The following is a 26,314-nucleotide window of genomic DNA, read 5'->3' on the forward strand; positions in this document are numbered from 1 at the left end:
GATAGTTTCATGCGTGCTATTTCTCGCGTCTCAGGCGCGTTCGCAGTGGCGTTCGTGATGGCTGCGACCTCAGCCGCCTTCGCGGTAGACGGCGGCGACTGGACGGTCAGCAAGTTCTCAGGCGAGGTGTGGCTCTCCGGTTCAGGCGTGCAGCCGGCATCTTTGAAGCAGCAAGACGTCCTGAGGCCAGGCGACACGGTGCGCACCGGGAATAATGGGCGCGTGCTGCTCAAGCGCGGCGAGGAAACCATCATGGTCTCGCCCAATTCCGTCATCGGCGTTCCCACCGAGACGAAGGAAGGCCTTTCGACCACCATCATGCAACGGGCCGGGTCGATCCTGCTCGATGTTGAAAAGCGCAACGTCAGGCATTTCGAGGTCGAAACCCCCTACCTCGCGGCCGTCGTGAAGGGCACGCAATTCCGCGTCACCATCGCTGCCGGCAAGACCAAGGTCGATGTCATCCGCGGTCAGGTCGAGGTCGCGGATTTCAAATCGGGCCAGATCGCCCGGCTGACGGCCGGCCAGCACGCGACCGCCTTGGCGCATGGCAAGGCCGGCCTCTCGCTTGGCGGCGCCGGCGCGTTCAGTCCGATTGAACAGGGCAAGCCGCGTGTCCCTTCCATCGAACGTGTCCCGGTGCCCCGCAACGGCCTGTCCGCACCTCGCAATGCCGCCAATGAGCGCGGCGCACAGCCGTCGCGTCAGGCGCTCGCGCGGCCCGCAGGGCACGGCGTCACCCGCATCTCGTCACCGATCGGCGAGGTCCGGTTGAACGTCCACCGTGCGACGAACGGACTCGCCCACGACAAGTCGGCGGCGCATGGCGGTCCGCGCAACGCCGCCAACAAGGACACGGTCTGGGGTTCATCCAGCGCAGGAAACGATAACGCCTCGGCCAACAGTGGCCAGGCCAACAGCGGCAACGGTGCTGCGAACGGCGCCAACCCCGCAACAGCAGCCGTGGCTGCTTCCGGCGTCGGCAGCGCAGTCGCTGCGGTCAGCGGCGGGGGTAATGGCAACACGAATGGAAACGGAAACGGCAACGGCAACGGCAATGGCAATGGCAATGGCAACAGCAACGACGACGGAGACGGAAACAGCAACAGCAACGCCAACGGAAATGGCAGAGGCAACGCCTCCAACCGTTACAGGAACCGCTAGCAGCACAATTCAACAGACCCTGGTCATGAGCTCATAAAGCTGACGACGAATAAAATCGAGCCACCAGAATGGTGATCATGTGAAACGATATCGGCCACACCTCTTCGTGGCGATTACGCTGGCGATCGTTTTGCTGGGCGGTTGGCACGGCGGACTGCGCCACGACCTGGCCGACCTCCGCTTCACGTTGCAATCGCGCCAGCCGAGCGGCGATATCGTCGTCGTCGCGATCGACGCGCCGTCGATCGACCAGATCGGCGTCTGGCCGTGGCCGCGCACACTCCACGCCGAACTGATCCGTCAGCTTCAGAAAGCCGGCGTGCGGGATATCGCACTCGACGTCGACTTCTCCACGCCATCGGATTCGCTTTCCGACCGCAACTTCGCCGAAGCCCTGGAGCGCGCGGGCGGGTCGGTGGTGCTGCCCTCGTTCCAGCAGCCCCGCACCGACCGGACCAACCTTCACGTCAATCGCCCATTGCAGCAGTTTGCCGAGCATTCGTGGCCTGCACTCGTCAATGTCGAGGTCGCGCCGGACGGCCTGGTCCGCCGCTATCCGTTCGGCGAGAAGCTCGACGGCACATTCGTGCCTTCGATGGCGACGATTCTCGCAGGGCAATATGCGGAAAAGCGCGCGCCGTTCCTGATCGACTACAGCATCCGGGCTGCGGGCATTCCAAAAGTCTCGTTTGTCGATGTGCTGCGCGGCGACGAAGCGACGTTGCGGAAGCTGAGCGGCAAGAAGGTCATCGTCGGCGGCACAGCGCTCGAACTCGGCGACCGCTTCAGCGTTCCGAATGGCGCGATCCTCTCCGGCCCCGTGCTGCAAGCCCTCGCCGCAGAGTCGCTGCTGCAAAACCGCGTGCTGCAATGGACCTCGGATGCCGTGACGGCGGCCGGCCTGATGCTGCTTGCCGTGACAATGCTGATCACCTGGCGGCGCCTCTCCGCGGGCAGGCGCGTGGCTCTGTTGGTGGCAACCGCGCTGGCGCTCGAAACGGTTGCGCTTGCCCTGCAGGCGGCATTCCCGTTCATTCTCGACACCTCGCTGTTTCATATCGCTTGCATTGTCTACGTAGCAGCCATTGCGCTCGACGAAATCAACATCCGCGCGCTGCTCGGCAAGGTCGCCGAGAATCGCTTTCAACGCGTGGCGATGTCACTCGGCGACGGCCTGATCTGCACCGACTCCAAATACGTGATCACCGACTGGAATCCCGGCGCGACTGCGATTTTCGGCTATCCGCCCGAAGTGATGATCGGCCGTCCGTTTGACGAGATTTGCGCACGCGAACTCCCCTCCGCCACGTCGGCGTTTTCCATCGATAACATCGCAAGGCTGCCGTCCGGATCGGTGATCGAGTTCGACGGCCGGCGCAGCAATGGCGAGGTGTTTCCCGTCGAGGCCAGTTTCTCACGCTGGCAAGGCGCCGACGGGTACCAGTTCGGCGCGATCCTGCGCGACATCTCGGTGCGCCGGCGCGAAGCTGCGAAAATCCAATATCTCGCCGAACACGACACGCTGACCGGGTTGATCAACCGCCACACCCTTCTCACCCGTCTTGCCGGCATGATCGCAAAGGCAAGAGTCGAAAGCCATGAGGTCGCGCTGCTGGTGGTCGGCCTGGAGGGATTCCAGCAGATCAACCAGATGCTCGGTCACGCCAGCGGCGACCTCGTCCTGCGCGCGATCTCGGAACGGCTCACGGCGAGAATTCCTGAATCAGGCATCGTCGCGCGACTGAACGGCGACGAATTCGCCATTGCGGCCCGACTGGCGGACATCGGCAGCAGCATCAAGAATTACGCGGAACAGATCGGCGCGAGCTTCCACGCCCCTTTGCTCGCCGGCAACCGCGACCACCGCGTCAGGGTCAGCATCGGCGCGGCCGTCTTCCCCGACGGCGGCGGCACGGCGGACGAGTTGCTGAGCAATTCTCACATGGCGCTAAGTCGCGCGCAGGCGACCCAACGTGGCGGCCACGTGTTGTTCGAGGATTCGATACGGCGCGACCTCGAAACGCGCCTGACCCTGGAAGCCGAACTGGCGGCCGCGGTCAACCGCGATGAGTTCGAACTGTTCTATCAGCCGCAACTGCATCTGGCCGACGGCCGCCTGATCGGCGCCGAGGCGCTGATCCGCTGGCACCACCCGATACGCGGCCTTATCGCGCCCGCAGGATTCATGCCTGTCGTCAACACGTCACCGATTTCCGAGCGAATTGCGAAGTGGGTGCTAAATACCGCCTGCGCCAAGGCGGCCGCTTGGGAACGCAGCGGGCACACCATCCGCATCGGCGTCAACCTTTCGCCTTCGATGTTCAACTCCGGCGATCTCGCCGACACGGTTCAACAGGCGCTTGCCTCGTCGGGACTGAGCCCAACCAATCTGGAGTTGGAAGTCACCGAGGATATCCTGCTGCACGACGAAAAGGGCGCGCTGGATACGTTTCTCACGATCCAGAAACTCGGCGTTCGGATCGTGTTCGACGATTTCGGCACCGGGTTTGCGAGCCTCAGCTACCTGAAGAAATTCCCGCTCGACGGGTTGAAGATCGACCAGTCTTTCGTATTCGGGTTGCTGGCAAATCCCGATGACGCAGCGATCGTCAGCTCGACCATCGGACTGAGTCGGCAGTTGGGCCTGTCGGTGATCGCCGAAGGCATCGAGGATCGCGCCACAGCCGATCTACTGGTGAAGATGGGATGCGAGGAGGGTCAGGGATATTTCTTCGGACGGCCAGTGCCGGCGAGCGAGTTCGAAGCCAGGTTTCTGCGCGATCCCATCGCGGCCGAAGTGGCATAAAGGCCGGGCGTTCACGCTAAACGATGCGTTAATGCGACCGCTCAAATCGAAGCATCGCGACAGCGCTATTTCTCCATCTATCGCCACTAACCTGCCCGCGTGAACGCGACGGCCAGTCGGCATCCACGTGTCGTCAGCCGGATAAGTCGCGAACGGGGATTTGGGGAAGTGGCTGACATTGCCGACACATCGACGGTTCGTCGTGCTTCGAGCACGGCCGCGGATGCGCTGGCCGCCGGCGCGGCGTTGACGCCGCTCGCCGGCGCATCCGCGGCCCAATGGCGCGCGCTCTCGACGCGTGCCGCCGAACCGAACGGATACTATTTGCCCGAATGGGAACTGGCGGTGAACGCCTCGGCGCGCGGCCGCATCGGAGCCGACGCGCTCGGCGCGTGGCGCGATCCATCGACCCTGATCGGCCTCATGCCCGTGATCTCGATGTGGCGCGCCTACAATATCCCGCTGCCAGCCTTGGTCGGCGCCGATCCCTACGGCACGCTTTGCACGCCGCTGCTCGACCGGGATATGGCCGAGGAAGCCGTCACCGGCATTCTACAGCGGGCTCGCCAGGTCGGCGCGCATGCGCTGATCTTCCGCGCCGTCTCGCTCGACGGTCCAGCCATGAAAGCCTTTACCAACGTGCTTGGCCGCGGCGGCATCGCGCCGGCGATGCTGCAATCGCATGTCCGCGCCTGCCTCGATGCGACCGCCGACGCCGACGAATTGCTGCGCGAGGCGCTGGGCGCCAAGAAGCTGAAAGATCTGCGTCGTCAGCGCAATCGCCTCACCGAACATGGCGACGTCCAGTTTGACGTCGCGCGCACGCCGACCGAGATCGCGGCCGCGGTTGAAACATTCCTGGTGCTGGAGGCCAGCGGCTGGAAGGGCCAGCGCGGCACCGCACTCAGCCAGGACGAGGGCGACGCAGCCTTCGTCCGCCGCGCCACCGCGGCGCTGGCCGGGACCGGCGAATGCGAGATCGTGACGCTGCGGGCCGGGCAGACGCCGGTGGCATCCGCCATCGTGCTGCGCCATCAGGACCGCGCCTTCTACTTCAAGCTCGGCGTCGATGAACGCTTTGCAAAATATTCGCCCGGCGTGCAATTGACGCTGGAACTGACCCGGTATCTCTGCGCGGATCCGGCCATTCGCCTGGTCGATTCCACCGCGGCCCCCGACCATCCCATGATCAACCCGATCTGGCGCGGACGCCTTGCGATCGGCGACGTGTTGATCCCGCTACGGCGGCGCGATCCGGTCGTGGCGCTGATCCGCGCTTCGCTTGGATTGCGCGGCGCGATCCGCGAGCCGCTGCGCCGCATCGTTCATTTCGTCAGAGCACGGCAGGAGAAATCCTAAATGAATACGCTCACCGCCATTGCGCCCGTCATTACGGCCGATCGCGACGCACTGCGCCGCGACTTTCCGCTAAAACCGTTCGCGATCCGCCACAAGCTCGCTGGCCATCCGCTGCTGACGCTGCCGCGCATCGCGCAACTGGCCGCCGAATTGCCGCGCGACCTGATCGAGTACAATTCCGGCACGGTCGCCATCAGCCAGGACCCGGACGCCATTCCCGCTGTCGACCTCGATCCGGTCGAAGTGGTGAAGCGCATCGAAACCGCCGGCGCCTGGATGGTGCTCAAGCGCGTCGAGAACTCGCCGGAGTACCGCAGCCTGCTGCAAGACACCCTGCTGTCGGTCGCCCGCGCCCGCGGTTTCAACAGCCTCGCGGACGCCGGCTTCGAGCAGGTCGAAGGCTTTCTGTTCGTATCCTCGCCGAATTCCACCACGCCTTTCCATCTCGACAGCGAAGACAATTTCTTCGTCCATATCCACGGCGAAAAATTCTTCACGATTTTCGACAATGCCGACCGCACGATCGTCAGCGACGACGAGATCGAGCGTTCGATGACCAAGCATCGCAACCTGAAATATGAAGAAAGCTTTGCGCCGCGCGGTCAGGAATTTCACCTGTTTGCCGGAGACGGCTGCTACGTGCCGTATCAATGGCCGCACTGGGTGCGCACCGCGGGCTCGTTCTCGATCTCGATGGCGATCACCTGGAAGACCCGCGAAGTGCGTCGGATGAACGATCTGCACTTCTTCAATTCGATGCTGCGCGGCGTCGGGCTGCCGCAGCAGCCGCCCGGCAAGCAGCCGATGCGCGACGCGCTGAAGCTCGCGTTCTATCGCACGGTGACGACGGCCATCAAGCCGCTGCGCGCCTCGATGGCGATGCGCCGGGTACTGCGGCGGATCGCGCTCGGCAAGCGGGCGAACTATTATCTGAAGGGCACGTAACGCTGTAGAGTTGTAGTAGATATGTAGCCCGCATGAGCGCAAGCGACATGCGGGAACAGTAACTCAGGCTACCGACCTTCGCGAGAGGTCCCGCATATCGCTGCGCTCATTCGGGCTACGAGACCTCACTGCTACGAGACCTTACTGCAGCGGCGAATGCGGCGCCGGCAGCATGATCGTCGAGTTCATCTCCTCGAGAAAGCCTGGCCCCCTGCCCAAAAACTCCTGCCAGACCGGATCCTTCATGGCGTTGCCGCGGGCTTCGGCGCGCGCGTTCAGGCTGGGATAGGCCCAGATGTGGCAGGCCTCGTTGGGCTGCCCCGCCTCGGTGGTCCAGAGGCCCACGATCTTCGAATATTTCTCGCGCTCCGGCAGCACTGCGGTAAACGCATCGAGCCATTGCTTCAGGCCGCCCGCCGCCTTGCCGCGATAGTTGCGTAGTTCATAGACATTGCCCGTCGAAGCCGGCGCCACCGGCGGCCGCACCGCGTTCATCAGGCGAACGTCCTGCCGCACCAGCAAGGGCCGGATCAGCGGCACATATTCGCCGGTCCAGCGCGAGTTCTTTGCCAGCTCGGCCCGCAGCCGTGCACGTTCGTCAAAGCTGTCGTAGCTCCACATGTGCAGGACCTGGTTGAGCGGCCCGATCTCGGTCGACCAATAACCTTCCAGCTTGCCGTAGTCGTCCTTGCGGATATCGCGCGAAATGGTGCTCGCGGCCTTGATCATGTCGCCGAGTGTGCCGGGCTTTACGGTGTAGGTGCGCAGTTCGTAGATCATGATGCCTTCCCAAGGTTTGTCGTTGGTTTCGTCGTCTTCTACTCCGCCGCCTGCGCGTTGATCTCGCCGGACACCTGACGGATGGCGCGGGCGAGTTGTTCGGCGGGCTGGGCACCGGAGATGGCATATTTCTGCGCCAACACGAACGTCGGCACGCCCGAAATCCCCTTGTCGGACGCCTCCTGCGCCTGGCTGGAGATCCGCGCGACGTCCTCATCGGTTGCGAGGCGGCTGCGCACGTCGGCGGCGTCGAGGCCGATATCGGCCGCGGCCTGCACCAGTACGTCGACATCGGTCAGGTCGCCGCCGTCGCGAAAGTACAATTCCATCAGGCGCTGCTTCATTTCGGCGGATTTGCCCTGGGCGTCCGCCCAGTGGATCAGGCGGTGGCAATCGATGGTGTTGGGCTGGCGCTTCACCAGTTCGGGCCGGTAGGTCAGGCCCTCCTCGCCCGCGGCCGTCACGACGCGGCCGGCAATGCCCTTGTAAGCTTCGACAGAGCCGAACTTGGCGGTGAGATATTCGTCGCGGCTGATGCCCTCGCGCGGCACCCAGGCGTTGAGGAAGAACGGCCGCCAGTGCACTTCGACGGGAATCTCAGGCACCAGCGCCAGCGCGTTCTCGATCCGGCGTTTTCCGATATAGCACCACGGGCAAACCACGTCGGAGACGATGTCGATCTTCAGCGGCTTCAAGGTGCTCATCGGCGTCTCCTCGGGGCTTCTGGGGCCAAAAAATAATCCCCGCAAGGTAAGCCGAATGGGCTGCCGCACAAGTCCAATGGCCGCATGTCTCACATCGCAGAACCGGCGCGGCCATCGTGGCGGTGGCCGGCACTGCCTCATTATCCCGGCGCTCGACAGCGCACCTGAGCTGCCCGGCCGGCCGGGACCCGTCACAGACGTGTATTGGACGGCTACGCAACCAAGCCAGTTTCGGAACCCATCCGAATACTCGGCTACCGCTGGGACGCCTCCGGAGGTAACGGCGGAGTGCGGCCGGTTCCAGAATTAACCCGCAGCGCGGACATAAAGCTTAACTGGAAAGCTTAACGCGGGGATTCAGTTGCTCGTCTTCCGCAAGCAACTAACCGTACCCGCTGGATTTTCGAAAACTTTTAACCACTGCTCGCAAAGGAGCATTGCCATGACACAATCACCCAAACCTCCGATCTTCGACGTGATCGATATCGAGCGCGAGATCGAGGAAGAATTCCGCAAGATTCCGACGGTTCGCGAAGCCCAACCCACCGCGCCGGATCTGGCGATGCCTGATTATGTCGAGCACCGCGCCGGCGCCACCGAGATCGGCAAGCTGTCGGCGGAAGCGGTTGTCCGCGAGTACGAAGCCGCGGCGAAGGATATCGAGGAGCTCGGCGCCGAACTGGTGGGGCACGTCAAGAAGTGCGAGGCGATGACGCGCGACGCGCTCACCGTGATCGAGGAGCTGAAGGAAACCGCGGGGCGATATCGCGAAGAGGCCAAGCGCGTCTTCCTTCACATCGAAAATTGCTCGCTGGTGACGGCGGAGGTGCGCAAGACCTGCATTGAAATGCGGGACAGGATCGCAGCTTCGGCCGAGGGCGAAACCAAAGCCAAAGAGCTCGCGAGCTAACAGCGTTGGCGGGTGCCGGCGGCAAGCCGCGGGCACGCGTTCGACGGATTACGCCAAACCTGCTGCGATCTGCCGCATCCGCTCGGCGGTGACATCGTCGGCGGGAAAGAAGGTTTCCAGCGCCAGCTCCTGCAGCGTGATGTCGACCGGTGTGCCGAACACCATGGTGGTCGAAATAAAGCTCAGCACTTCGTCATTGCGGCGCAGCTTGAAGGGGATCGCGACATTGTCGGCCGATACCGGGCCCGATCGCGCCGGCATCCGGTACGCCTTCAGTTCCTGGTAGAGCTTCAACAGTTCTGGATCGGCCGTCGCCTCGCACTGGCGATGTAGACGCTCCAACAGGTGCGAACTCCATTCCGCAAGATTGACCGTACGCGGCGCCAGACCCTCCGGATGAAACGCCAAGCGTAGAATATTGAGCGGCTGCCCGAGCAGATGCGGGGCCAGGCCTTCGAGCAGCGGCGCCACCATGCGGTTGGCGGTGACGAGATTCCAGTGCCGGTCATAGGCCAGCGCCGGGTTGGGCTCATGCGCCTTCAGCACCAGATCGATCGCAGCCCGCGCCGATTTCAGCGCGGGATCGTCGAGCGAGCGCTGCGGAAAGGCCGGAGCAAAGCCGGCGGCGACCAAGAGCACATTGCGTTCGCGCAAGGGAACCTCCAATCGCTCGGCGAGCCTCAGCACCATTTCACGCGACGGCGCGGCGCGCCCGGTCTCCACGAAGCTGAGATGGCGCGCGGAAATCTCGGCGTCGCCGGCCAGATCGAGCTGGCTCAGGTGGCGGCGCTGGCGCCATTCGCGCAAGTAATCGCCGATATGGACGGGCTGGTTTCGTTCGGCTCGCGCCGCGGAAGCATGTGCGTTCATGGCCAGAAATTACCACGCGGCTTTCGCACGATCCATTACGTCTGAGGTAATCGAAATGCGCTATTCCGGCCTTCGCAGCGCTTTCATGCGGGCAACGTAGGCTTCGATCGCCGGATGCTTTCGCAATTGCAGCGACCCGACCGGCGTCCTGCCGAGATAAACGAGTTGCCCGAATAGGGCGAAATCGCACAAAAGAGGCAGTTCGCCGAGAATGAAGCGATGTGACTGGACGAGCCCATCGACGGCCTCGAGGTGCCGGACGAGGTCGGAGAGTGCATGAGCGGGCGGCTTCCGCGACGTCCCCTGCCCCTGCAACTGCCGCAGGATGCGCCGCAGGTAGATACGATACATCAGACGGCCGTACGCGTTGCGTCCGAACACCTGCGGGACCATCTTGCGGCCTTCGGGGTCATGCCACTGGAAATAAAGACCGCTGAAGTACAGCGACTCGTCGCACCATTCCTCTACTGCATGGCAAAAGGCGCGCTGCCGCGCGTCGCCGGGTATCACAGCGGGCGAAGGGACCCTTGCCTCCAGTTCGTAGGCGATGTCGGTGGAATCCACGTACATCCGGCCGTCGATCTCGAGCGCCGGCGCCTTGCCGATCTTGCCCCGGCTCCGCACGGCCCACCAATGCGAGGGAGCCAGCATCGATACCCGGTCATGGGCGATGCCCTTGTAGGCCAGGATGGCCCTCACCTTCAGCGAAAACGGCGAAGGCGCCCAGTCATACAGTTTGATACGCATGCGTCTTTGGACTCTCCAGGACGGACGGCCCGCGCGACGGCCAGTTCGCGGTATCTGCCTTTTCGATCAGGGCGGCGGCGCGCTCGGCGATCATGGCTACCACAGCGTTGGGGTGACCGCGCGGCACGGATGGCATCACCGAGGCGTCCGCGATCCACAGGCCCGCGATGCCGCGCACCCGAAGTTGAGGATCGGCGACGGAGCCTGCGTCACTGCCCATACGACAAGTACTGGCCGGATGATAGACCGTCTGGACGTTGCGATGGATCCAGCCGGAAAGCGCTTCATCCGTCGGCAGCCGGCCCGGATCAACTTCGCCGATGGCCTCCTCGCCCAGCGGCGCGGCGACCGCGATCTCACGGGCGAGCCTGATGCCTTCGATCATGACCTGCATATCGTGCCGCTCCGTGTCCGCCAGCAGGTTGAAATCGATGACCGGGCTTTCTCCCGGCCGCGGGCTTGAGAGCGTGACTGCTCCCCGTGATTTGGGCTTCACCACGACGGGCGCGATCGTAAAGGCATGTCGCTGCGGCGGCTGCAGTCCCTGATCGCGCCATTCGAACGGCGCGAAGATCAACTCGATATCCGGCGCATGCTCAAGGGCGCGCGAGGATTGCGCGAAGGCGATCGCCTCCACCGCATTCGAGGCAAGCATGCCCTTCCTGAACAACAGATAGCGCAGCAGGTTCGAGATCGATTCCGCGTTCTTGAAGGTGTCGGTGCGCGACGTCGCAAAGACCAGCGGCACCAGTGGGTGGTCCTGCAAACCGCGGCCAACCTGCGGCGCGTCCAGAACAGGGCGAATGCCGAGCTTGCGCAGGTCCTGCGCCGGCCCGATCCCGGAATGCAGCAGAAGATACGGCGTACCAATCGCACCGGCGGCCAGAATGACGCCCTTGCCGCATCGGAAGGTACTGCGTTGGCCGGCGCGGTCCACTTCGACGCCGACGCTGCGCCCGCCCTCCACCAGCACGCGGTTGACGGTCGTCCCTTTCAGAACCTGCAGGTTGGTCCGCCGGCGGGCGGGAATCAAATAGGCATCGTAGGCGCTGTAACGCCGTCCTGCTTGATGGGCGATCTCGCTGATCCAGGCCCCTTCGTAAGCCGCCCCGTTATATTGCTCGCCCGAGTTGACGAGCACCCGGCGCGCGGCGGCCACATAGGCCTTCGACAGCGGATGCGGATCGGCAACCGGCGCGACCTTCATCGGCCCCGTCCGGCCGCGCTCCGGCGCGCCCGGGCCGGAAAGGCACTCCTGCGCGGCAAACGTCCCACGGACATCCTCCCACGACCAGCCCTCGGCTCCGTTGGCCGCCCAGTCGTCAAAATCGGCAGGATGACACCATTGATGGATCTGCGCGTTCATGTTGGACGAGCCGCCCAGCATCTTGCCGCGCGGCACCACGATGTCGCGCCGTACATCGCCACGATGGTGGACGCTGGAGTAGCCCCAGTCGAGCTTGCCGCGGAACAGCTTTGCGAAGCCGGCCGGGATTTTCACGAACGGATTCCTTGGCTCGCCGCCCGCCTCGATCAGCAGAACGCGGTTGCGCCCGCTCGCCGTGAGACGTTCGGCAAGCACCGCGCCCGCGGTACCGGCCCCGACGATGATCAGGTCATGCATGTCAGACTCCATGATGGGTGCGCGTCCAAGCCGGCGAAAAGCGGCGGGCAATCGACGGGCTGCAAATCCAACGTAGCCGCGCGGCGCAAAACCGGGTAGGTAGCGAATGGTTTCTGCATTCGAAAGTAAAACCATTGAAACAGTTCACGGTCGGCCCGGCCCTGCTGGCCTTCGCGAGGACAGTCGAGCATGGCAGTTTTGCCGCCGCCGCCCGGACGATGAACCAGTCGCCCGCGGCGCTCGGACAGAATGTGGCGCGGCTGGAAGATTTTCTGGGCGTGCGGCTGCTGAACCGCACGACGCGCACGATGAGCCTGACGCCAGAAGGCCGCATGCTGATCGAGCGGGCGCGCGGTCCGCTCAACGAGATCGAGGAGATCAGCCGCATCTTCGAGGAGCGACGCGGCAAGGTGTCGGGCCCATTGCGCGTGTCGGCCCCCGTCGGTGTCGCGCGGCACCAACTGGTTCCTTTGATCGCACGCTTTGCGGCGCTGCACCCGGCCGTGCATATCGAGCTCGATGCGTCGGACGAAGTGCGCGACTTTGCCGAGGGCGCGATCGATGTGAGCTTGCGGATATTGCGGCCGCAGGATTCGTCGGTCATCGCGCGGCCGATTACCACCTTGCAGGCCCTGACCCTGGCCTCACCGGCTTACCTCAAGGCGGCCGGCGTGCCGGCCGAGCCGCGCGACCTGATCCAACACCGGTGCATCGGCTATCGCTATTCGGGCACCGGACGCATTGCCGATCTGCATTTCCGGGCCGGCGGCAAGGACGTCACGATGGCCTTTCAGCCGACGCTGATCGTCAACGACGTCGAAGCGGCGTGCGAACTGGCGGCGAGCGGGCTCGGCATCGTGCAGCCACCCAGCAACTATGCGGCCCACTATCTCAAGAGTCAGCAGCTGGTGCAGGTTCTGTCCCGCTTCGCGGCTACGCCATGGCGCGTCTATCTCTGCTATCCCAATCGCAGCAAGCTGCCGCTGCGTGTCCGTGCCTTCATTGAATTCGCGCGCGACCACCTCAAGCACGCATCCGCGCTGACGGGTTTTGACGACAAGCCGCGAGCCCGGCGGTCGTCCCGGTAAGGCCTGCCGAATGATCCGAGGCATCGGGTCTCGGCATGCAGATCATCCCTGAGAAAAACCCGCGCAGCATTACGTCCGAGGTAATCGAAATGCGTCGCGGGCTGCGTCATCTTCGGTGGCACAGGAGATGACCCATGCTGATGCTTTCCCTCTTCCGCCTCGTCGCTGCGGCGATCCCGTGGACGCTGAATCTGGTCACCTGGTTGCTGGCGCGCTCGCTGAACATGCCGCAGCCGCTGGTGCATGACACCGGCGTGTTCGTGTTCGCACAGGTGCAGGCGATCGAGAACAGGGTCGGCAAGACGCTATGCCCGATGCGGCTGATGCGCAGGCTCCGGTCGCTGCTGTCGCGCTGATCCCTGCCCCCAACCCAAGAAGGAGACTAGCCATGATCCACCCGTCCACGTTCCTGAGCCGCGCCCTACTCGCCGACGCCATCTTCAGCGGCGTCGCAGCCGTCGCGCTGACGCTGGGCGCCGGCATGCTCGCGCCGCTGCTCAATCTTCCGGAAGTCTTGCTGCGCGAGGCTGGCCTGTTCCTGATCGCCTATACCGCGCTGGTCGGCTGGCTGGGCGCGCGCTCATCGGTGCCGAAGGCGCTGGTGTTGCTCGTGATCGTGGGCAATGCCGCCTGGACGCTTGGCAGCATCGCCCTGCTATTCTCGGGCGCTGTGTCGCCGAACCTGCTCGGTCAGATTTTCATCGTGGCACAGGCGATTGCCACCGGCGTGTTCGCAGAACTGCAGTTTATCGGGCTGCGCAAGAGCGGTGGCACGGTGGCGGCGTAGGTCTCCGCGTCATTCCGGGATGGTGCGTCAGCACCAGACCCGGAAACTCTCCATACGTCACGCGGCCCAATGGATTCCGGGTTCGATGCTCCGCATCGCCCAGGAATGACGGTCCCACCTTCAGCTCAACAGCAGCGCCGCGATCATCCCGGCAAAGGTCAGTATCAGCCCGATCACCAGCATCGGCACCAGGCTGCTGCCGGAATAGGGATCGGCCTGTTCCTTGTTGGTCACGACTTGGGTACGGTACGCCATCACTTTGCTCCTGTCTGGTTAAGCCGAAATCGTTCGCCGTTGCCGAGCATGACGCCGTGGCTGCCGGCGATGCCGAGTTCGAGGCTCGATGCGATCCGCCGCGCGCGCTCGACGAAATGCGCCTCGGCCTCGGGCGGGCAGATCTCCCGGGCGGTCTCTTCAAACAGTGCGAGCCAGCGGTCGAAATGCCCGGCATCGACCGGCAGCGGCAGATGCTTGGCCATCGGCGTGCCGTGGTAGCGGCCGGTCATCAGCGCCACCGACGACCAGAACGCGCACATCTGCGCCAGATGCGGCTCCCAATTCTTGATGCGGGCTTCGAACACCGGGCCTAGCACCGCATCAGCCCGCACCTTGGCGTAGAAGCCGTGCACCAGGCGCTCGATCATCGCCTCGTCGATGCCCGTCCGTTCCATGATTTCGGCCGTCAGACGCTCACGGCGCGCCGGCCCTACTACGATCGCTTCCATTTTCGCCGCTGCCTTAAATAGGTATTTCAAATACATATTTAGACGGCTATAGATGATTTGCAAGCGGATACTTCGAAAGGGCCCCCATGCGCCTGACATCGTTCACGGATTTTGCGCTGCGCGCGCTGATGCGGCTGGCGGGAGAGCCCGGCCGCTCGTTCGCGACCAACGAGATCGCGGCCGAGTTCGGCATTTCCCGCAACCATCTGGCCAAGGTGGTGCGCGACCTCGCCGACTCTGGCTTCATCTCGACTCAGCGCGGGGTCGGCGGCGGCTTTACGCTGGCGCGCCCTGCCCAGTCGATTACGATCGGCGAAGTGGTGCGCGCGCTGGAAGGCCCGGCGCTGGTCGAATGTTTTCGCGAGGATGGCGGCAGTTGCGTGCTGAAGCCGCGCTGTCGGCTCAAAGCCAGACTGGCCGCCGCGCGCGAAGCCTTTATGCGCGAACTCGACACCACGACGCTGGCGGAATGCGCCTACCCGGCGCCGACCAGACGAACCCCGGCGCCCGCGTGACGATTAGCAACCAGGTGCACCACATGAAACCGATCGAGTTCGAGAATGGCACCGTACAGATCGACGCGGCCATTGTCGCCGAAGGGCTCGGCCTCGCCCTGCCCCGACTTCAAAAGGAAATGCGCGCGGGCAAGATTACAAGCCTTGCCGAGCGAGGAGTCGACGCCGACAGCGGCCGGCATCGACTGACATTCTTCTCCGAACACCGCCGCTTTCGCGTCGTGGTCGACGCAACAGGCGCTATCGTTCAGCGCTCGGCGGTCGACTTTGGAGATTTGAGACTGCCGAAATCAGTGCACAAGCCCGGCGGATGAGACCTCAGGCACGATCGCCGGCTCCGCCTGCAAGACCGGCGCCGGTGCGAAACCCTCGAGCGTCATCTCGGCCGTGGCGTTTTGGGCCGGCTTCTTGCGAGTGCCCCTGGCGAGGCCGTTCCGGTTCAGATGCTTGCCGTTAGGCGACTTGCCAGCGCCTGATTTGGCTTTGAGCGCCTTGCCCTTGGCTGTTCCGGAAGACTTGCTTTTCGGAGCCTTGGTCTGGAGAGCTTTAGTCTTGAGAGCTTTAGTCTTGAGAGCTTTAGTCTTGAGACCCTTGCCCTTGAGTACTTTGCCTTCGGGCGAAGCGCCGTCCAGCTTGAGCGCCTTCTTCGCCTCGCGCTCCGCCTTTTCCTTCAGTTTCGCCTTCGCCTCGGCTTTCTCGCGGGCCAGCTTCTCCGCCTTTTTCAGCTCCTTGCGCTCGGCCTTGGCTTTCAGGCGGGCCTTTTCCGCCCGCGCCTCGGCGCGCTGCTTCTTGCGCTTCTTCTCGCAGGCCACGCATTTGCAGCCGATCGGCTTCAGATAGGCTTTGAAGTAGTCGGTTCCGTAGTCGTAATTGATCTCCTCGCCCGGCTCGATGTTCTTGATGGCGCGGATGATGACCTTGCGCTTGCGCGGCTTGACGTCGGACTCCGCGTTCGGCTTGCAGGCGTGGTTGATGTAGCGGGCGATGTTCTTGCGGACCGACCCGTCGATGGTCCAGCGGTTGTTCAGTTCGAACAGGTATTTGTTCTCGATCGCATCGTCCTTTTTCTTCTTCGAATCGAGAAGCGGCCCGAAATAGCGGATGATCTTGCTGCCCTTCTTGATCGGCTTGGTGGCGAAGAGGCCAAGGCCGGTGCGGGAGCGACCGACGCGATAGGGCTTGTTCGAGGGAATGGAGGCCATGATGATTGAATGACTGCACGCTTGGAAACGAGGATGATGAAGCCGCTCTTCTAGGACGATTCCGCGGCAGAGTCAGTTATTTCGCACCGTTGCCATGAACCTTCCCCAGATTGCGCATGTCTTATCCATAGGTTCCATGCAGGAAGTGCAGATGCAAGGCGTTCCCCTCACCGCGGCGGTCCTGCTCGCGGCGGCGCTCGGCCTGATTTCGCCGGCCAGCGCCCAAACATTCAGCAGCAGCTACACGTCGACGGCGGAAAAGGACTGCCGCACGGTCGGCAAGCCGAGGGACGGCGGCGCCACGCAGGTGTGCCCCGGCAAATCGGGACTTGTGGTGGTGGTCACCGAGGACGACCTGCGCCAGACCGTTTCCATCGGTCCCACCGCTGCAGCCGCCGCCAAGGAGCCGGCCGCGCAAACCTGGTTTGCCCCCTTCAATTCCACCGGCAACACCGTGGAATGGCGGGCGGCGGACGGCCAGCCGTTTGCCATCATCCAGCGCTGGCTGATCGCCGACAATGACGATGTGGACAAGAGCGGAACTCCAGTTAGCAAACCGATACTGGCGGTGACGCGGCTGCCGCCGGGGCCGGTCTGCCATGTCGCCTATATCGACGGCCAGGCCAACCGTAACGCCAACGAAGTCGCGCGCCAGGCGGCGGACGAATTCACCCGTGATTTCAAGTGCGGCAAGGACGACGTGAAAGTGGTCGGTGAAAAAGGCGCGGCCGTGAAGCTTGCGAAGCACTGATCAAGCCGCTATCCGGCGTGTTTTCGCCGCATTAACGTCAAAGCTACAGCCTTGGTTGTTTGATAGCCTCACGTGATGATTTCAACGGCAGCCTTACCGGAGCAACGATGCTAACGAGAATCATGGTTCTGCTCGTCGCCGGCACCGCGCTTGCCGGCTGTTGCGCGTCCGGCACCGGCTGTTCCACGACGCCGGTGACGGGAGCCCCCATCGCCTGGGACGGGCTGGGCGAGCCGCCGACGGAAAATGCCGCGCCCGGCGAGGAAAGGCGGCCGGCCAAGCGCAAGGTGGCCCGCAACCGTGAGATCATCCTCGGCCCGCTGAACGGGGCGGCGCCCCAGTCGGACGCCAAGGCGCAGTATGACAATTGGGAGCGGCGCCCCAACGAGGACGCGGAAGCGGACGCTCGTCTGGCGCGGCAAACCAAGATTTGCCGGGGTTGCTGAGGTCAGCGCTTCTGCTGGATCCGGCGATAACGCTGCAGCAGCCGTTCGCCCTTGGCGGCGATACGCCGCGCGGCGGCAACCGTGCGAGGAACCGGCTCGCCCCAGGCATGGGCTGACAACGCATGCCGCGTCGGCCTTCCCCGATCGTCCACCAATGGCGGTAGCTTCTTGCGGCCGTAGAACCTTACCGCCCAGCTGCCTTTGCGGCGCATGTCCTGCGGGGTCATCTCGGACAGCGGTACTGTCACGCCCGGCTTGAGATGCGAACCGTCTTTGCGCGCGAACGCGGCGCGACCGGCTGCCGTAAGGCCACCCTTCGGATCTTTCTCGCGGGCCCTGGCCGAGCTTTTCCGCGCGGTCTTCCTGGACGTCTTCTTTGCGCTCTTTCTGGCCGTCCGTGGGCGTGCGGTCTTTTTTGCCGGACGCTTCTTCGCGGTTTTCTTTTTCGAAGCTTTCGATGCCATGCGCATGTTGTCCACGAGGTTCGGGTAAGGACGCCCGGCGCGGCGCGCGCGCGCTTTCGCAGTCGCCTTCTGTGCCGACGTCAAATGTTTGGATTGCTTCCCCGCGCGCTTGCGCGGATTTGAGCGTTTCCAGGGAGAGCGTGCTTTTGTTGCCATGGAAACCCAACGCCTGAGCCCCGGCGAGGTTTCCATTCGTTCCCTCAGGTCATCCCCGCCGGCCGCGGCACCGTCGAGCGCAGCATCGCATCCAGCAACTGGTCGACGTCGGCGCCCGCGGGCAACCGGCGCAGAATGTCCTGCAGCCGCCCGTCGAGCAGCAGCGTGGTGAAGCCGTGCACCAGCGACCATGCGCGCGCGATCGCAGCGGCCTGGTCGAGCGTCAGCATCTCCGCGGCGAGCGATTCGTTGCGCCCGGCGCCGACCGCGCTCGCCAGTCCTTCGAAAGACGCCGAGGCCGCCTCGTGCAGCGAAGGCCGCGACATGTCGAGCCGCTCAGTCCGGAACATCAGCCCGTACATGCCAGGATGCGCCCGCGCATAGCCGACGTAAGCCTTGGCGTTGGCCAACCCCTTCAGCAGCGGATGGGTTTCGCTGTTGCGAGCCACGATCATTGCCGCGTTGAAGCGGCGGAAGCCGATGGCCGCGAGCTCGCTCAGAAGCCCGGTGAGATCGCCGAAATGATGGGTCGGCGCGGCGTGTGACACGCCGGCTTCGCGCGCCACCGCCCGCAGCGTCAGGCCCGCGAGCCCGTCGCGTTCCAGCACCCGCTCGGCGGCGGCGAGCAAGGCGTCGTGCAGGTCGCCGTGATGATAGGGGGTCTCGCCGGCCGAAGGGCGACGCGAACTCGCGGGCCTTTGCGTGGCTGACTTCGCCGGCCTGCGCTTCGCAGGGGGGCGAATGGTTATGCTTTTTTGGGAGGTCTTTGCCATGCGACTCCTTATAGCCGCGATTTTTACACTGTAAAGATTTTGCTTGACGGCGGCCCGAAACAAACTTACCAATATCTTTACGATGTAAAGATATAACGGAAGGAAACGTCAGATGCTCGACCAGGTGAAGACCGAGATGCCCCGGACCAATCTGGCGCCGATCCCGATGGAGTGCGACGCACCCCATCTCAAGGTGACCGGCGAACTGCCGCGCGAACTCAACGGCACGCTCTATCGCAACGGTCCCAATCCGCAATTCGACGCGCCCGGCGCACACTGGTTCGTCGGTGACGGCATGCTGCACGCCTTCCATCTGGAGAACGGCCGCGCCAGCTACCGCAACCGCTGGGTCCGTACCCCGAAATGGCTGGCCGAGCACGACGCCGGCCGCGCGCTGTTCGGCGGTTTTGGCCGAAAACTGCCGGGGGCACCGGCCGGCACCACCGATGACGGCGGCGTCGCCAACACCAACATCATCTTCCACGGCGGAAAGCTTCTGGCGCTCGAAGAAGGCCATCTGCCGACCGAGATCGAGCCGGGCTCCCTCAAGCGAACCGGCTATTGCGACTACAACGGCGCCATCAAGGGTCCGTTCACGGCGCATCCCAAGATCGATCCCGCGACCGGCGAGATGGTTTTCTTCGGCTACAACGCCGCCGGCCCGCTCACCCCTGCTCTCTCGTTCGGATCGGTCAACGCGGAGGGCGTGGTGACGCGGTTCGATCGCTTTGAATCCCCTTATGCCAGCATGGTGCACGACTTCATCGTGACCGAAAATCACATGCTGTTTCCGATCCTTCCCATCACCGGAAGCATGGAGCGGGCGATGCGCGGCAAGCCGCCTTACGCCTGGGAGCCCGAAAAAGGCGCTTACGTCGGAGTCATGAAGCGCAACGGCGCGACCAAGGACCTGGTCTGGTTCCGCGCCGAAAGCTGCTACGTCTTCCACATCATGAATGCGTGGGAGGAAGGCAACCGCATCATCGCCGACGTAATGCAGTTCGAGGAAGCGCCGCTGTTCCCGCACCCCGACGGCTCGAAGACCGATCCGAAGAAATCGCGCGCCTGCTATTGCCGCTGGACGTTCGACCTTGCTGGCAACACCGACCGTTTCACGCAGACCTATCTCGACGACCTCACCGGCGAATTCCCGCGCATCGACGACCGCCGCGCCGGCTTCGCCAACAGCCATGGCTGGTACGCCTGCGCCAATCCTGACCTGCCGATGTTCGGCGCGCTGTCCGGCATCGTGCATGTCGACGGCAAGGGCAAGCGGCTCGCCAACTATCTGCTGCCCGCCGGCGATAGCATTTCGGAGCCAGTCTTTGTCGAGCGCGGTGCTGATGCCTCCGAAGGCGACGGCTGGCTGCTCGCCGCCGTCTGGCGCGCGCAGGAGAACCGCAGCGATCTGGCGGTATTCAACGCGCAGGATATCGAAGCCGGCCCGGTGGCGCTGGTGCATCTCGGCCATCGCGTGCCGGATGGTTTTCACGGCAACTGGGTCGGCGCGGCGTAAGCACCCTCGTCATTCCGGGGCGATGCGATAGCATCGAACCCGGAATCCATTTATCCGCGTGCATGCGGCTCGATGGATTCCGGGTTCTCGCTTTGCGAGCCCCGGAATGACAACCATCGATGGAGGAAACACCCATGCACCTGCCCTCGATCACCTCAGCCTATCTCGCCATCCTCGCCCTGCTGTACACCGTGCTCGCCGTCCAGGTCGGGCGGCTGCGCCAGCGCGATCGCGCTGCATTCGGCGACAATGGAAGTCTTCGCCTGCGCAGCGCGATCCGCGCCCATGCCAACTTCATCGAATACGTGCCGATCATCACGCTGATGGTGGCGATGCTGGAAATGTCCGGACTGGCGGCGGTGTGGGTGCACCTTCTGATGGGCGCGCTGCTGGTCTCGCGTCTCTTGCATCCGCTCGGCATGTACGCAGCTCCCAACACGCTGCAATTCCGCATCGGCAGGGTCGGCGGCATTGCGATCACGCTGGTTTTACTGCTGGCCTGCGCCCTGACGATCCTGCGGCGCGTGGCGACGGGCCTATAGTAACCCGCAAGATATTGATAAAATTACATATTACAAATCTCTTCGCCTCTCATTTTGACACTGTAAAGATTTTCCTTGACGACCGCAGGCCTCACCCCTAGTGTATCTTTACGATGTAAAGATAAGCCGAGGAACATGCCATGACCATCTTCCTGATCCTTGCCCCCTTTGGTTCCTTCGCGCTGTTGATGCTGGTGACCTCGGCCGGGACCGCATTGTTCGCATCAGCGGCGATCTGCCTCGCCGTGGTCGGGATCGACATGGCGCGTGGCCGCACGGTCAAGATGCTCAGCGCCGGCAGCGTCGTCGTCTTCTCCGGCATCGGCGCGTATGTCACGCTGGTCGACCCGAAACTGAGCCATTCGGCGGTGAAAATCGCCGTCGATGTCGGCGTGCTCGCGATCTCGCTGGCCTCGCTGATCCTCCGCAAGCCGTTCGTGCTGCAATACGCGCTGGAGGAAGTCGATGCCGAAACCGCCAAGATGCCCGGCTTCCTGAAGTCGACCTATATGATCACCTGGGCCTGGACCGGCGCCTGCGTGCTGATGATCGTCGGCCACGTGCTGACGATTTACGTGCCCGGCTTGCCGTTGTGGGCCGGGCTGGCGATTGCCTTCGCCGCCCGCAACTGTGCCGCCTACTTCACGACATGGTATCCTCAATATTGCAAGGCCAAGTATGCCACGCCGCCGGCGAACGCCCTGCCCGGTGCCAACTGAGATTCCGACCGCAGCTCCCGACCGCAGCTCCCTCCAGTGGAAAGCAAGATGACATGAAGGACGTATTCGCCAAACTGGGCGCCGACTTTTTCTCCACCATCCTGTTTCTCGCGATCTATCTCGCCACTGACAACGTGCTGCTGGCGACGGGCGTTGCGATTGCCGGCGCGGTCGCACAGGTGATTTACGCGCGCGTCAAGGGCAAGGAGCTCGGCTACATGACGTGGGCGAGCCTCGCGCTCGTCATCGTGCTGGGCAGTGCGACGCTGCTGACGCATGATCCTCGTTTCGTGTTGGCAAAACCCGCCATCGGGCATTTCGCGATCGGCGCCATCATGCTCAAGCGCGGCTGGATGCTGCGCTACCTGCCCCCGATCGTGACCCAGACCATTCCCGAATACGCGACGCTTGCGGGCTACGCCTGGGCCGCGCTGATGTTCGTGCTCGGCGCCGGCACCATCGGCGTCGCCATGACGGGCGACATGAAGCTGTGGACGTTCTATGTCACCGTCGTGCTGGTCGGCGCCAAGATCGCCGCCTTCGCCATTCAATACATCGTGTTTCGTGTTCTGGTCGGCAGCCGGCTCCGCGCCGCCGCCCAGCGCGCCTGAACAATACGCGTCAAAACGACGCTTGAGACGGTTGGGCTTGTCTGGCGAGATGGGCTATACCGGCGACCAGTTTGACGGGTCTCGCAAGCCATTCCGGCTTGCCGGGAAGCAATGTCGGGGAGACAGAGATGGCCGTGGACGGAAACTGGAACATCACCATGAGCACGCCGATGGGCGAGCGCAAGGCGACGCTGACGCTGGCGAGCGCGGGCGGCACGTTGACGGGCACCCAGGGCGCCGACGGCAATTCCGGTGAAATCTTTGACGGCACCGTCAACGGCGACGACGTCGCCTGGAAGATCTCCATCACCAATCCGATGCCGCTCACCCTCGCCTTCACCGGCAAGGTTTCCGGCGACAACATGACCGGCGAAATGGGCATCGGCCCGATGGGCAGTTTTCCCTTCACGGGATCTCGGGCCTGACCACAAAGGCGAGGAGGCCGCAGCGCCTCCTCGCTCCCTCACCGCAGCGCTAGAACCAGATCTGCATTGCCAAGCCGCAGGCATCGCGCGGCGGTATGTCTTCCGGGACACAGCCGGCAGTATCGCGCGCGGCAATCGCCACGGCGCAGGCGTCGAGCACATCGTCGGCTTTGGCGCCGGTGCCGATGCGGTCGACCGTCAGCCATCGATCGATAGCCCGGATCCCTTGCCGCTCGAGCAGCAGATGACGGAGCGTGAATCCTTCTTCGGATTTCTTTGACGGAAGCGGCCTGCCGCCGTTGAGGCGCAGGAACACCAATTCCGGATGAGCTTCGCGAATGTCGTCCGCGCGATGGGCCTGGACGAAGGCATCCACTTCCATGATCTTCGGCCCGAGATGCCAGAGCTGACGCGACACTTTCTTCTGGCCGCGCCGCAAGGCGTCCTGGTTCGCCTCGTCAGGATCGGAAAATTCTTCCCACAACCAGCGCCGCGCCCCGGTGAATACGCGTGACGAATGCGGCCGCAGCCGCTCGCGGGCAAGCCGGTCGCAGGCCCGCTCACCGTCATCCGTCATGCCGATGGGAATATCGATCGCCGCGCGGTCGAAGCCGGCGGAGAGCGCATCAGCAATATCGCGGCAGAACCTGATCTCGTGAACGTCGCCGTCGAGCAGCACGGCCACCCAGCCCTTGCTGAACCCGTCGAGACCGAGCGCCTTTGTCCGTGCGCTCACTTCGGTCGGCTTGGTACGATCGCGATTGGATTGAAAGCATAGACCGCCTCCCCGTGCTGGTTATAAGCGGTCCATTTGATGCGGGCGACGCCGTGCGGCTTCGAGCGGGACGGTACCAATTCCACCAACTCCCCTTCGAGATGAATGGAATCGCCAGGCCGCACGGGCTTCAGCCAGCGCAAGTCGTCGACACCGGCGCCGAACAGCGGATGCGGCCCGAATGGCTGCGTGCTCGCCGCGAGCCGCATGGCAATGGCAGCCGTATGCCAGCCCGACGCAGCCAACCCGCCGAGGATCGTCTTCTTGGCGGCCTCGTCGTCGAGGTGAAACGGCTGCGGATCGTATTCTTTGGCGAAGCGGATGATGTCGTCTTTCGACACCGTCACCGCTTCGCTCTTGAAACGCATCCCGACCCTCAGGTCGTCGAACCACTCGACCATGTCAACCCAGATTCAATTCCTTGAAGAAATCATTGCCCTTGTCGTCGACGATGATGAAGGCCGGAAAATCCACCACCTCGATGCGCCAGATCGCCTCCATGCCGAGTTCGGGATATTCCACCACCTCGACCTTCTTGATGCAGTGCTCGGCGAGGTTTGCCGCAGCACCCCCGATCGAGCCGAGATAGAAGCCGCCGTACTTCTTGCAGGCCTCGCGCACCGCGACCGCGCGGTTGCCCTTGGCGACCATCACCATCGATCCGCCCGCCGCCTGGAACTGGTCGACAAAGGAATCCATCCGCCCCGCCGTGGTCGGGCCGAACGCGCCGGAGGCGTAGCCATCGGGCGTCTTGGCGGGACCGGCGTAATACACCGGATGATTCTTGAAGTAGTCCGGCAGCGGCTCGCCCCTCTCCAGCCGCTCGCGCAGCTTGGCGTGGGCGGAGTCGCGCGCCACGATCATGGTGCCGGTCATCGAGACCCGCGTCTTGATCGGGTATTGCGACAGCGTCGCAAGGATCTCCTTCATCGGCTTGTTGAGATCAATCTTGACGACCTCGCCGCCGAGCGACTGCTCGACTTCCGGCAGGTACTGTGCCGGATTGTGCTCGAGCTCCTCGAGATAGACACCGTCTTTCGTGATCTTGCCGAGCACCTGGCGGTCCGCCGAGCAGGACACGCCGAGCCCGATCGGCAGCGAAGCGCCATGGCGCGGCATCCGGATCACGCGCACGTCGTGGCAGAAATATTTTCCGCCGAACTGCGCGCCGACGCCGAGCGACTGCGTCATCTTGAGGATCTCCTGCTCCATCTCCAGATCGCGGAACGCGTTGCCGTCCGCCGAGCCTTGCGTGGGCAGCGCATCCAGATAGCGCGCCGACGCCAGTTTGACGGTCTTCATACAGAGTTCGGCCGAAGTGCCGCCGATCACGATGGCGAGGTGATATGGCGGGCACGCCGCGGTGCCAAGCGTCAGCACCTTCTCCTTCAAAAACGCCAGCAGGCGGTCCTTCGTCAGCACAGAAGGCGTTGCCTGGAACAGAAAGCTCTTGTTGGCCGAGCCCCCGCCCTTCGCCATGAACATGAATTTGTAGGCCGAGTCTACTTCTGAAGAGCCACCTTCGGCGTAGATCTCGCACTGCGCCGGCATGTTGTTGGCGGTGTTCTTTTCCTCGTACATCGAAAGCGGCGCCACCTGCGAGTAGCGCAGGTTACGGCGCAGATAGGCGTCGCGCGCGCCTTCGCTCAGCGCGGCCTCATCGTCGCCATCGGTGATGACGTTGCAGCCCTTCTTGCCCATGATGATCGCGGTGCCGGTGTCCTGGCACATCGGCAGCACGCCGCCGGCCGCGATGTTGGCGTTCTTCAAAAAATCGAAGGCGACGAACTTGTCATTGTCGCTGGCTTCCTTGTCGTCCAGGATCGAGCGCAGCTGCTTCAGGTGGCCGGGCCGCAGATAGTGATTGATGTCACCGAAGGCCGCTTCCGACAGCGCCCGCAGCGCCTCGCGCGACACCACCAGCATGTCCTTGCCGAGCACCTTCTCGACCCGGACGCCCTCGGCCGTGATCTTCTTGTACGGCGTGGTATCGGCGCCGAGCGGAAACAGCGGCGTGTGCTTGTAGGGCGGGACAGGCTTTTGCTCGGGAAAGGCGGTCGGGGCGTTCATGGCGTGATCTCGGGTTGGGGCCGGCGGCGGCCAGAACGGCGCTGCGGCGATAGACCCGTTCTAAGCATTTTTTGGACAAAGGAAAGCTTGGGGAAGCCCCGGGTATTCTACTGCCTTCCGGACGGCTCTTCCCTTCATATCCTGACGGTTGCCGGCCGCGAGTTGACTTCCGCGCGCGGCCCTTGCAGGAAATCCGCGCGCGGAGTTCAATGGCGCAAAGGGGCATTCAAAATGGCTTTGGGACTACGATTTCGCCGACCGACCTTGCTTGCCGCCACGCTGGCGCTGGTCGCCGCGTTCAGCGCTTCGCCGGCGCGGGCCGACCGTTGCGAGGACACCGCCAAGGAATTGAGGAACCAGATCGACGGCATCAAGATCAGCATCAACACCGGCAACATAATCTATCTGACGCATCCGGCGGCCAAAGAGCTGTCGCTCGGCTGTCGCGGCCGCAACTATTCCGTCGAGCTTTACGCCAAGGCCGACCGCAAGCCGAAGCCGCAATTCTTCGAACTGGTCGCCGCGGCCGGCGCCATCATTTTCACGATTCCGAAGCCCGACGTGGCGACCGGCTCCTCGCGCTGCATCAAGCGCATGGGCCTGCTCCGCGGCGACAAGGTTTCGATGCGCTTCCGCCGCCTCAACATGGAGTGCACGCGCACCAAGACCGAGGCTTCGATCGTAGTGACCCGCGGCAAGGACGAATAGAGAGCGTTTTCGAGCGAAGTGGACGCTGGTTCGCGTCTAGAAAGCGCGTCAAACAAAACTCCAGCTTCCGATCCGTCGCATTTGAACGATTTCGCGCGTCCCCTGTTCACCATCGCCCGGAATTGACGGCAC

Annotated in this window: 30 protein-coding genes and 1 pseudogene; 18 read left to right on the forward strand and 13 right to left on the reverse strand. The window is 63.6% G+C overall.

Annotated features, from left to right (window positions below; genetic code table 11):
* Window positions 1-9: 9 nt before the first annotated feature.
* The 4 genes from QUH67_RS24795 to QUH67_RS24810 all read left to right on the forward strand — a co-directional run bounded on the left by QUH67_RS24795 (window position 10) and on the right by QUH67_RS24810 (window position 6,274).
* Window positions 10-1,164 (forward strand): FecR family protein, encoded by a 1,155-nt coding sequence (locus QUH67_RS24795; RefSeq protein ID WP_300942002.1) that lies wholly within the window; start codon window positions 10-12, stop codon window positions 1,162-1,164.
* 79 nt (window positions 1,165-1,243) lie between these two features.
* Window positions 1,244-3,970, forward strand: coding sequence for an EAL domain-containing protein (locus QUH67_RS24800; protein WP_300942003.1), 2,727 nt, complete (start codon window positions 1,244-1,246; stop codon window positions 3,968-3,970).
* Window positions 3,971-4,138: 168 nt separating this feature from the next.
* On the forward strand, window positions 4,139-5,329 hold the full coding sequence (locus QUH67_RS24805) for a GNAT family N-acetyltransferase (RefSeq protein ID WP_300942004.1): 1,191 nt from the start codon (window positions 4,139-4,141) through the stop codon (window positions 5,327-5,329).
* Window positions 5,330-6,274: a cupin-like domain-containing protein gene (locus tag QUH67_RS24810; RefSeq protein ID WP_300942005.1), complete on the forward strand. Its 945-nt coding sequence runs from the start codon at window positions 5,330-5,332 to the stop codon at window positions 6,272-6,274.
* A 141-nt stretch (window positions 6,275-6,415) separates the two neighbouring features.
* On the opposite strand, the gene QUH67_RS24815 is transcribed toward QUH67_RS24810, so the two are convergent.
* A complete protein-coding gene (locus tag QUH67_RS24815; protein ID WP_300942006.1) occupies window positions 6,416-7,054 on the reverse strand; it encodes an NIPSNAP family protein in 639 nt (212 codons plus the stop codon).
* Window positions 7,055-7,092: 38 nt separating this feature from the next.
* Entirely contained in the window at window positions 7,093-7,758 is a 666-nt protein-coding gene (locus QUH67_RS24820) for a DsbA family oxidoreductase (RefSeq protein ID WP_300942007.1), read from the reverse strand.
* A gap of 442 nt (window positions 7,759-8,200) precedes the next feature.
* Here QUH67_RS24820 and QUH67_RS24825 point away from each other — a divergent pair, with 442 nt between their 5' ends.
* Window positions 8,201-8,668 carry a hypothetical protein gene (locus tag QUH67_RS24825; RefSeq protein WP_300942008.1) on the forward strand — a complete coding sequence of 156 codons (468 nt, stop codon included), beginning with the start codon at window positions 8,201-8,203 and terminating at the stop codon, window positions 8,666-8,668.
* A 48-nt stretch (window positions 8,669-8,716) separates the two neighbouring features.
* Here the strand turns inward: QUH67_RS24825 and QUH67_RS24830 are convergent, their stop codons facing one another.
* From QUH67_RS24830 to QUH67_RS24840, 3 genes are read right to left on the reverse strand one after another with little or no spacing between them, the layout of a single operon-like run.
* A complete protein-coding gene (locus QUH67_RS24830; RefSeq protein WP_300942009.1) occupies window positions 8,717-9,538 on the reverse strand; it encodes a helix-turn-helix domain-containing protein in 822 nt (273 codons plus the stop codon).
* A gap of 60 nt (window positions 9,539-9,598) precedes the next feature.
* Complete coding sequence (locus QUH67_RS24835) at window positions 9,599-10,285, reverse strand: glutathione S-transferase family protein (RefSeq protein ID WP_300942010.1); 687 nt, start codon at window positions 10,283-10,285, stop codon at window positions 9,599-9,601.
* Window positions 10,266-12,044 (reverse strand): GMC family oxidoreductase, encoded by a 1,779-nt coding sequence (locus QUH67_RS24840; RefSeq protein ID WP_320416095.1) that lies wholly within the window; start codon window positions 12,042-12,044, stop codon window positions 10,266-10,268. Before QUH67_RS24840 ends, QUH67_RS24835 begins: the two co-directional genes overlap by 20 nt.
* Here QUH67_RS24840 and QUH67_RS24845 point away from each other — a divergent pair.
* The 3 genes from QUH67_RS24845 to QUH67_RS24855 all read left to right on the forward strand — a co-directional run bounded on the left by QUH67_RS24845 (window position 11,927) and on the right by QUH67_RS24855 (window position 13,784).
* Window positions 11,927-12,997, forward strand: coding sequence for a LysR family transcriptional regulator (locus QUH67_RS24845; protein WP_300942012.1), 1,071 nt, complete (start codon window positions 11,927-11,929; stop codon window positions 12,995-12,997). The two genes, QUH67_RS24840 and QUH67_RS24845, sit on opposite strands and share 118 nt — an antisense overlap.
* A gap of 134 nt (window positions 12,998-13,131) precedes the next feature.
* Window positions 13,132-13,353, forward strand: coding sequence for a hypothetical protein (locus QUH67_RS24850; protein ID WP_300942013.1), 222 nt, complete (start codon window positions 13,132-13,134; stop codon window positions 13,351-13,353).
* A 32-nt stretch (window positions 13,354-13,385) separates the two neighbouring features.
* The gene (locus QUH67_RS24855; protein WP_300942014.1) at window positions 13,386-13,784 is read left to right on the forward strand and encodes a hypothetical protein; all 399 of its coding nucleotides are present in this window, start codon (window positions 13,386-13,388) and stop codon (window positions 13,782-13,784) included.
* Between the two features lie 120 nt (window positions 13,785-13,904).
* Here QUH67_RS24855 and QUH67_RS24860 read toward each other — a convergent pair whose 3' ends face one another.
* Both QUH67_RS24860 and QUH67_RS24865 read right to left on the reverse strand, forming a co-directional pair.
* On the reverse strand, window positions 13,905-14,039 hold the full coding sequence (locus tag QUH67_RS24860) for a hypothetical protein (RefSeq protein WP_300942015.1): 135 nt from the start codon (window positions 14,037-14,039) through the stop codon (window positions 13,905-13,907).
* Entirely contained in the window at window positions 14,039-14,509 is a 471-nt protein-coding gene (locus QUH67_RS24865; protein ID WP_300942016.1) for a group III truncated hemoglobin, read from the reverse strand. Before QUH67_RS24865 ends, QUH67_RS24860 begins: the two co-directional genes overlap by 1 nt.
* 86 nt (window positions 14,510-14,595) lie before the next feature.
* Between QUH67_RS24865 and QUH67_RS24870 the strand changes: the two genes are divergently transcribed.
* Complete coding sequence (locus QUH67_RS24870; RefSeq protein WP_300942017.1) at window positions 14,596-15,024, forward strand: RrF2 family transcriptional regulator; 429 nt, start codon at window positions 14,596-14,598, stop codon at window positions 15,022-15,024.
* Between the two features lie 23 nt (window positions 15,025-15,047).
* A complete protein-coding gene (locus QUH67_RS24875) occupies window positions 15,048-15,338 on the forward strand; it encodes a DUF6522 family protein (RefSeq protein ID WP_300942018.1) in 291 nt (96 codons plus the stop codon).
* A gap of 417 nt (window positions 15,339-15,755) precedes the next feature.
* Here QUH67_RS24875 and QUH67_RS24880 read toward each other — a convergent pair.
* A pseudogene (locus QUH67_RS24880) lies at window positions 15,756-16,226 on the reverse strand (SET domain-containing protein); the annotation flags it as partial.
* Between the two features lie 136 nt (window positions 16,227-16,362).
* On the opposite strand from QUH67_RS24880, the gene QUH67_RS24885 reads away from it, so the two are divergent.
* Together QUH67_RS24885 and QUH67_RS24890 are read left to right on the forward strand one after the other, a co-directional pair.
* A complete protein-coding gene (locus QUH67_RS24885; protein ID WP_407080477.1) occupies window positions 16,363-16,977 on the forward strand; it encodes a hypothetical protein in 615 nt (204 codons plus the stop codon).
* Window positions 16,978-17,099: 122 nt separating this feature from the next.
* Window positions 17,100-17,423, forward strand: coding sequence for a hypothetical protein (locus QUH67_RS24890; RefSeq protein WP_300942020.1), 324 nt, complete (start codon window positions 17,100-17,102; stop codon window positions 17,421-17,423).
* A gap of 2 nt (window positions 17,424-17,425) precedes the next feature.
* Here QUH67_RS24890 and QUH67_RS24895 read toward each other — a convergent pair whose 3' ends face one another.
* Window positions 17,426-18,079, reverse strand: a complete 654-nt coding sequence (locus tag QUH67_RS24895) for a DUF6321 domain-containing protein (protein ID WP_320416096.1) — start codon at window positions 18,077-18,079, stop codon at window positions 17,426-17,428.
* 8 nt (window positions 18,080-18,087) lie between these two features.
* A complete protein-coding gene (locus tag QUH67_RS24900) occupies window positions 18,088-18,816 on the reverse strand; it encodes a TetR/AcrR family transcriptional regulator (RefSeq protein ID WP_300942021.1) in 729 nt (242 codons plus the stop codon).
* 112 nt (window positions 18,817-18,928) lie between these two features.
* On the opposite strand from QUH67_RS24900, the gene QUH67_RS24905 reads away from it, so the two are divergent.
* From QUH67_RS24905 to QUH67_RS24925, 5 genes are all read left to right on the forward strand, one after another.
* Window positions 18,929-20,332, forward strand: a complete 1,404-nt coding sequence (locus tag QUH67_RS24905; RefSeq protein WP_300942022.1) for a carotenoid oxygenase family protein — start codon at window positions 18,929-18,931, stop codon at window positions 20,330-20,332.
* A 134-nt stretch (window positions 20,333-20,466) separates the two neighbouring features.
* Window positions 20,467-20,874, forward strand: coding sequence for an MAPEG family protein (locus tag QUH67_RS24910; RefSeq protein WP_300942023.1), 408 nt, complete (start codon window positions 20,467-20,469; stop codon window positions 20,872-20,874).
* A gap of 140 nt (window positions 20,875-21,014) precedes the next feature.
* Entirely contained in the window at window positions 21,015-21,593 is a 579-nt protein-coding gene (locus QUH67_RS24915) for a hypothetical protein (protein WP_300942024.1), read from the forward strand.
* Window positions 21,594-21,646: 53 nt separating this feature from the next.
* The gene (locus QUH67_RS24920) at window positions 21,647-22,204 is read left to right on the forward strand and encodes an inner membrane-spanning protein YciB (protein ID WP_300942025.1); all 558 of its coding nucleotides are present in this window, start codon (window positions 21,647-21,649) and stop codon (window positions 22,202-22,204) included.
* A 128-nt stretch (window positions 22,205-22,332) separates the two neighbouring features.
* Complete coding sequence (locus QUH67_RS24925) at window positions 22,333-22,629, forward strand: hypothetical protein (protein ID WP_300942026.1); 297 nt, start codon at window positions 22,333-22,335, stop codon at window positions 22,627-22,629.
* Window positions 22,630-22,678: 49 nt separating this feature from the next.
* On the opposite strand, the gene QUH67_RS24930 is transcribed toward QUH67_RS24925, so the two are convergent.
* From QUH67_RS24930 to QUH67_RS24940, 3 genes are read right to left on the reverse strand one after another with little or no spacing between them, the layout of a single operon-like run.
* Window positions 22,679-23,365, reverse strand: a complete 687-nt coding sequence (locus tag QUH67_RS24930) for a DUF429 domain-containing protein (protein WP_300942027.1) — start codon at window positions 23,363-23,365, stop codon at window positions 22,679-22,681.
* Window positions 23,362-23,805 (reverse strand): MaoC family dehydratase, encoded by a 444-nt coding sequence (locus QUH67_RS24935; protein ID WP_300942028.1) that lies wholly within the window; start codon window positions 23,803-23,805, stop codon window positions 23,362-23,364. Before QUH67_RS24935 ends, QUH67_RS24930 begins: the two co-directional genes overlap by 4 nt.
* A 1-nt stretch (window position 23,806) precedes the next feature.
* Window positions 23,807-25,474, reverse strand: a complete 1,668-nt coding sequence (locus tag QUH67_RS24940) for a fumarate hydratase (RefSeq protein WP_300942029.1) — start codon at window positions 25,472-25,474, stop codon at window positions 23,807-23,809.
* Between the two features lie 231 nt (window positions 25,475-25,705).
* On the opposite strand from QUH67_RS24940, the gene QUH67_RS24945 reads away from it, so the two are divergent.
* On the forward strand, window positions 25,706-26,182 hold the full coding sequence (locus QUH67_RS24945; protein ID WP_300942030.1) for a hypothetical protein: 477 nt from the start codon (window positions 25,706-25,708) through the stop codon (window positions 26,180-26,182).
* Window positions 26,183-26,314: the final 132 nt, after the last annotated feature.

Origin of the sequence: Bradyrhizobium roseum, assembly GCF_030413175.1 — a bacterium.
Classification (GTDB): Bacteria; Pseudomonadota; Alphaproteobacteria; order Rhizobiales; family Xanthobacteraceae; genus Bradyrhizobium; species Bradyrhizobium roseum.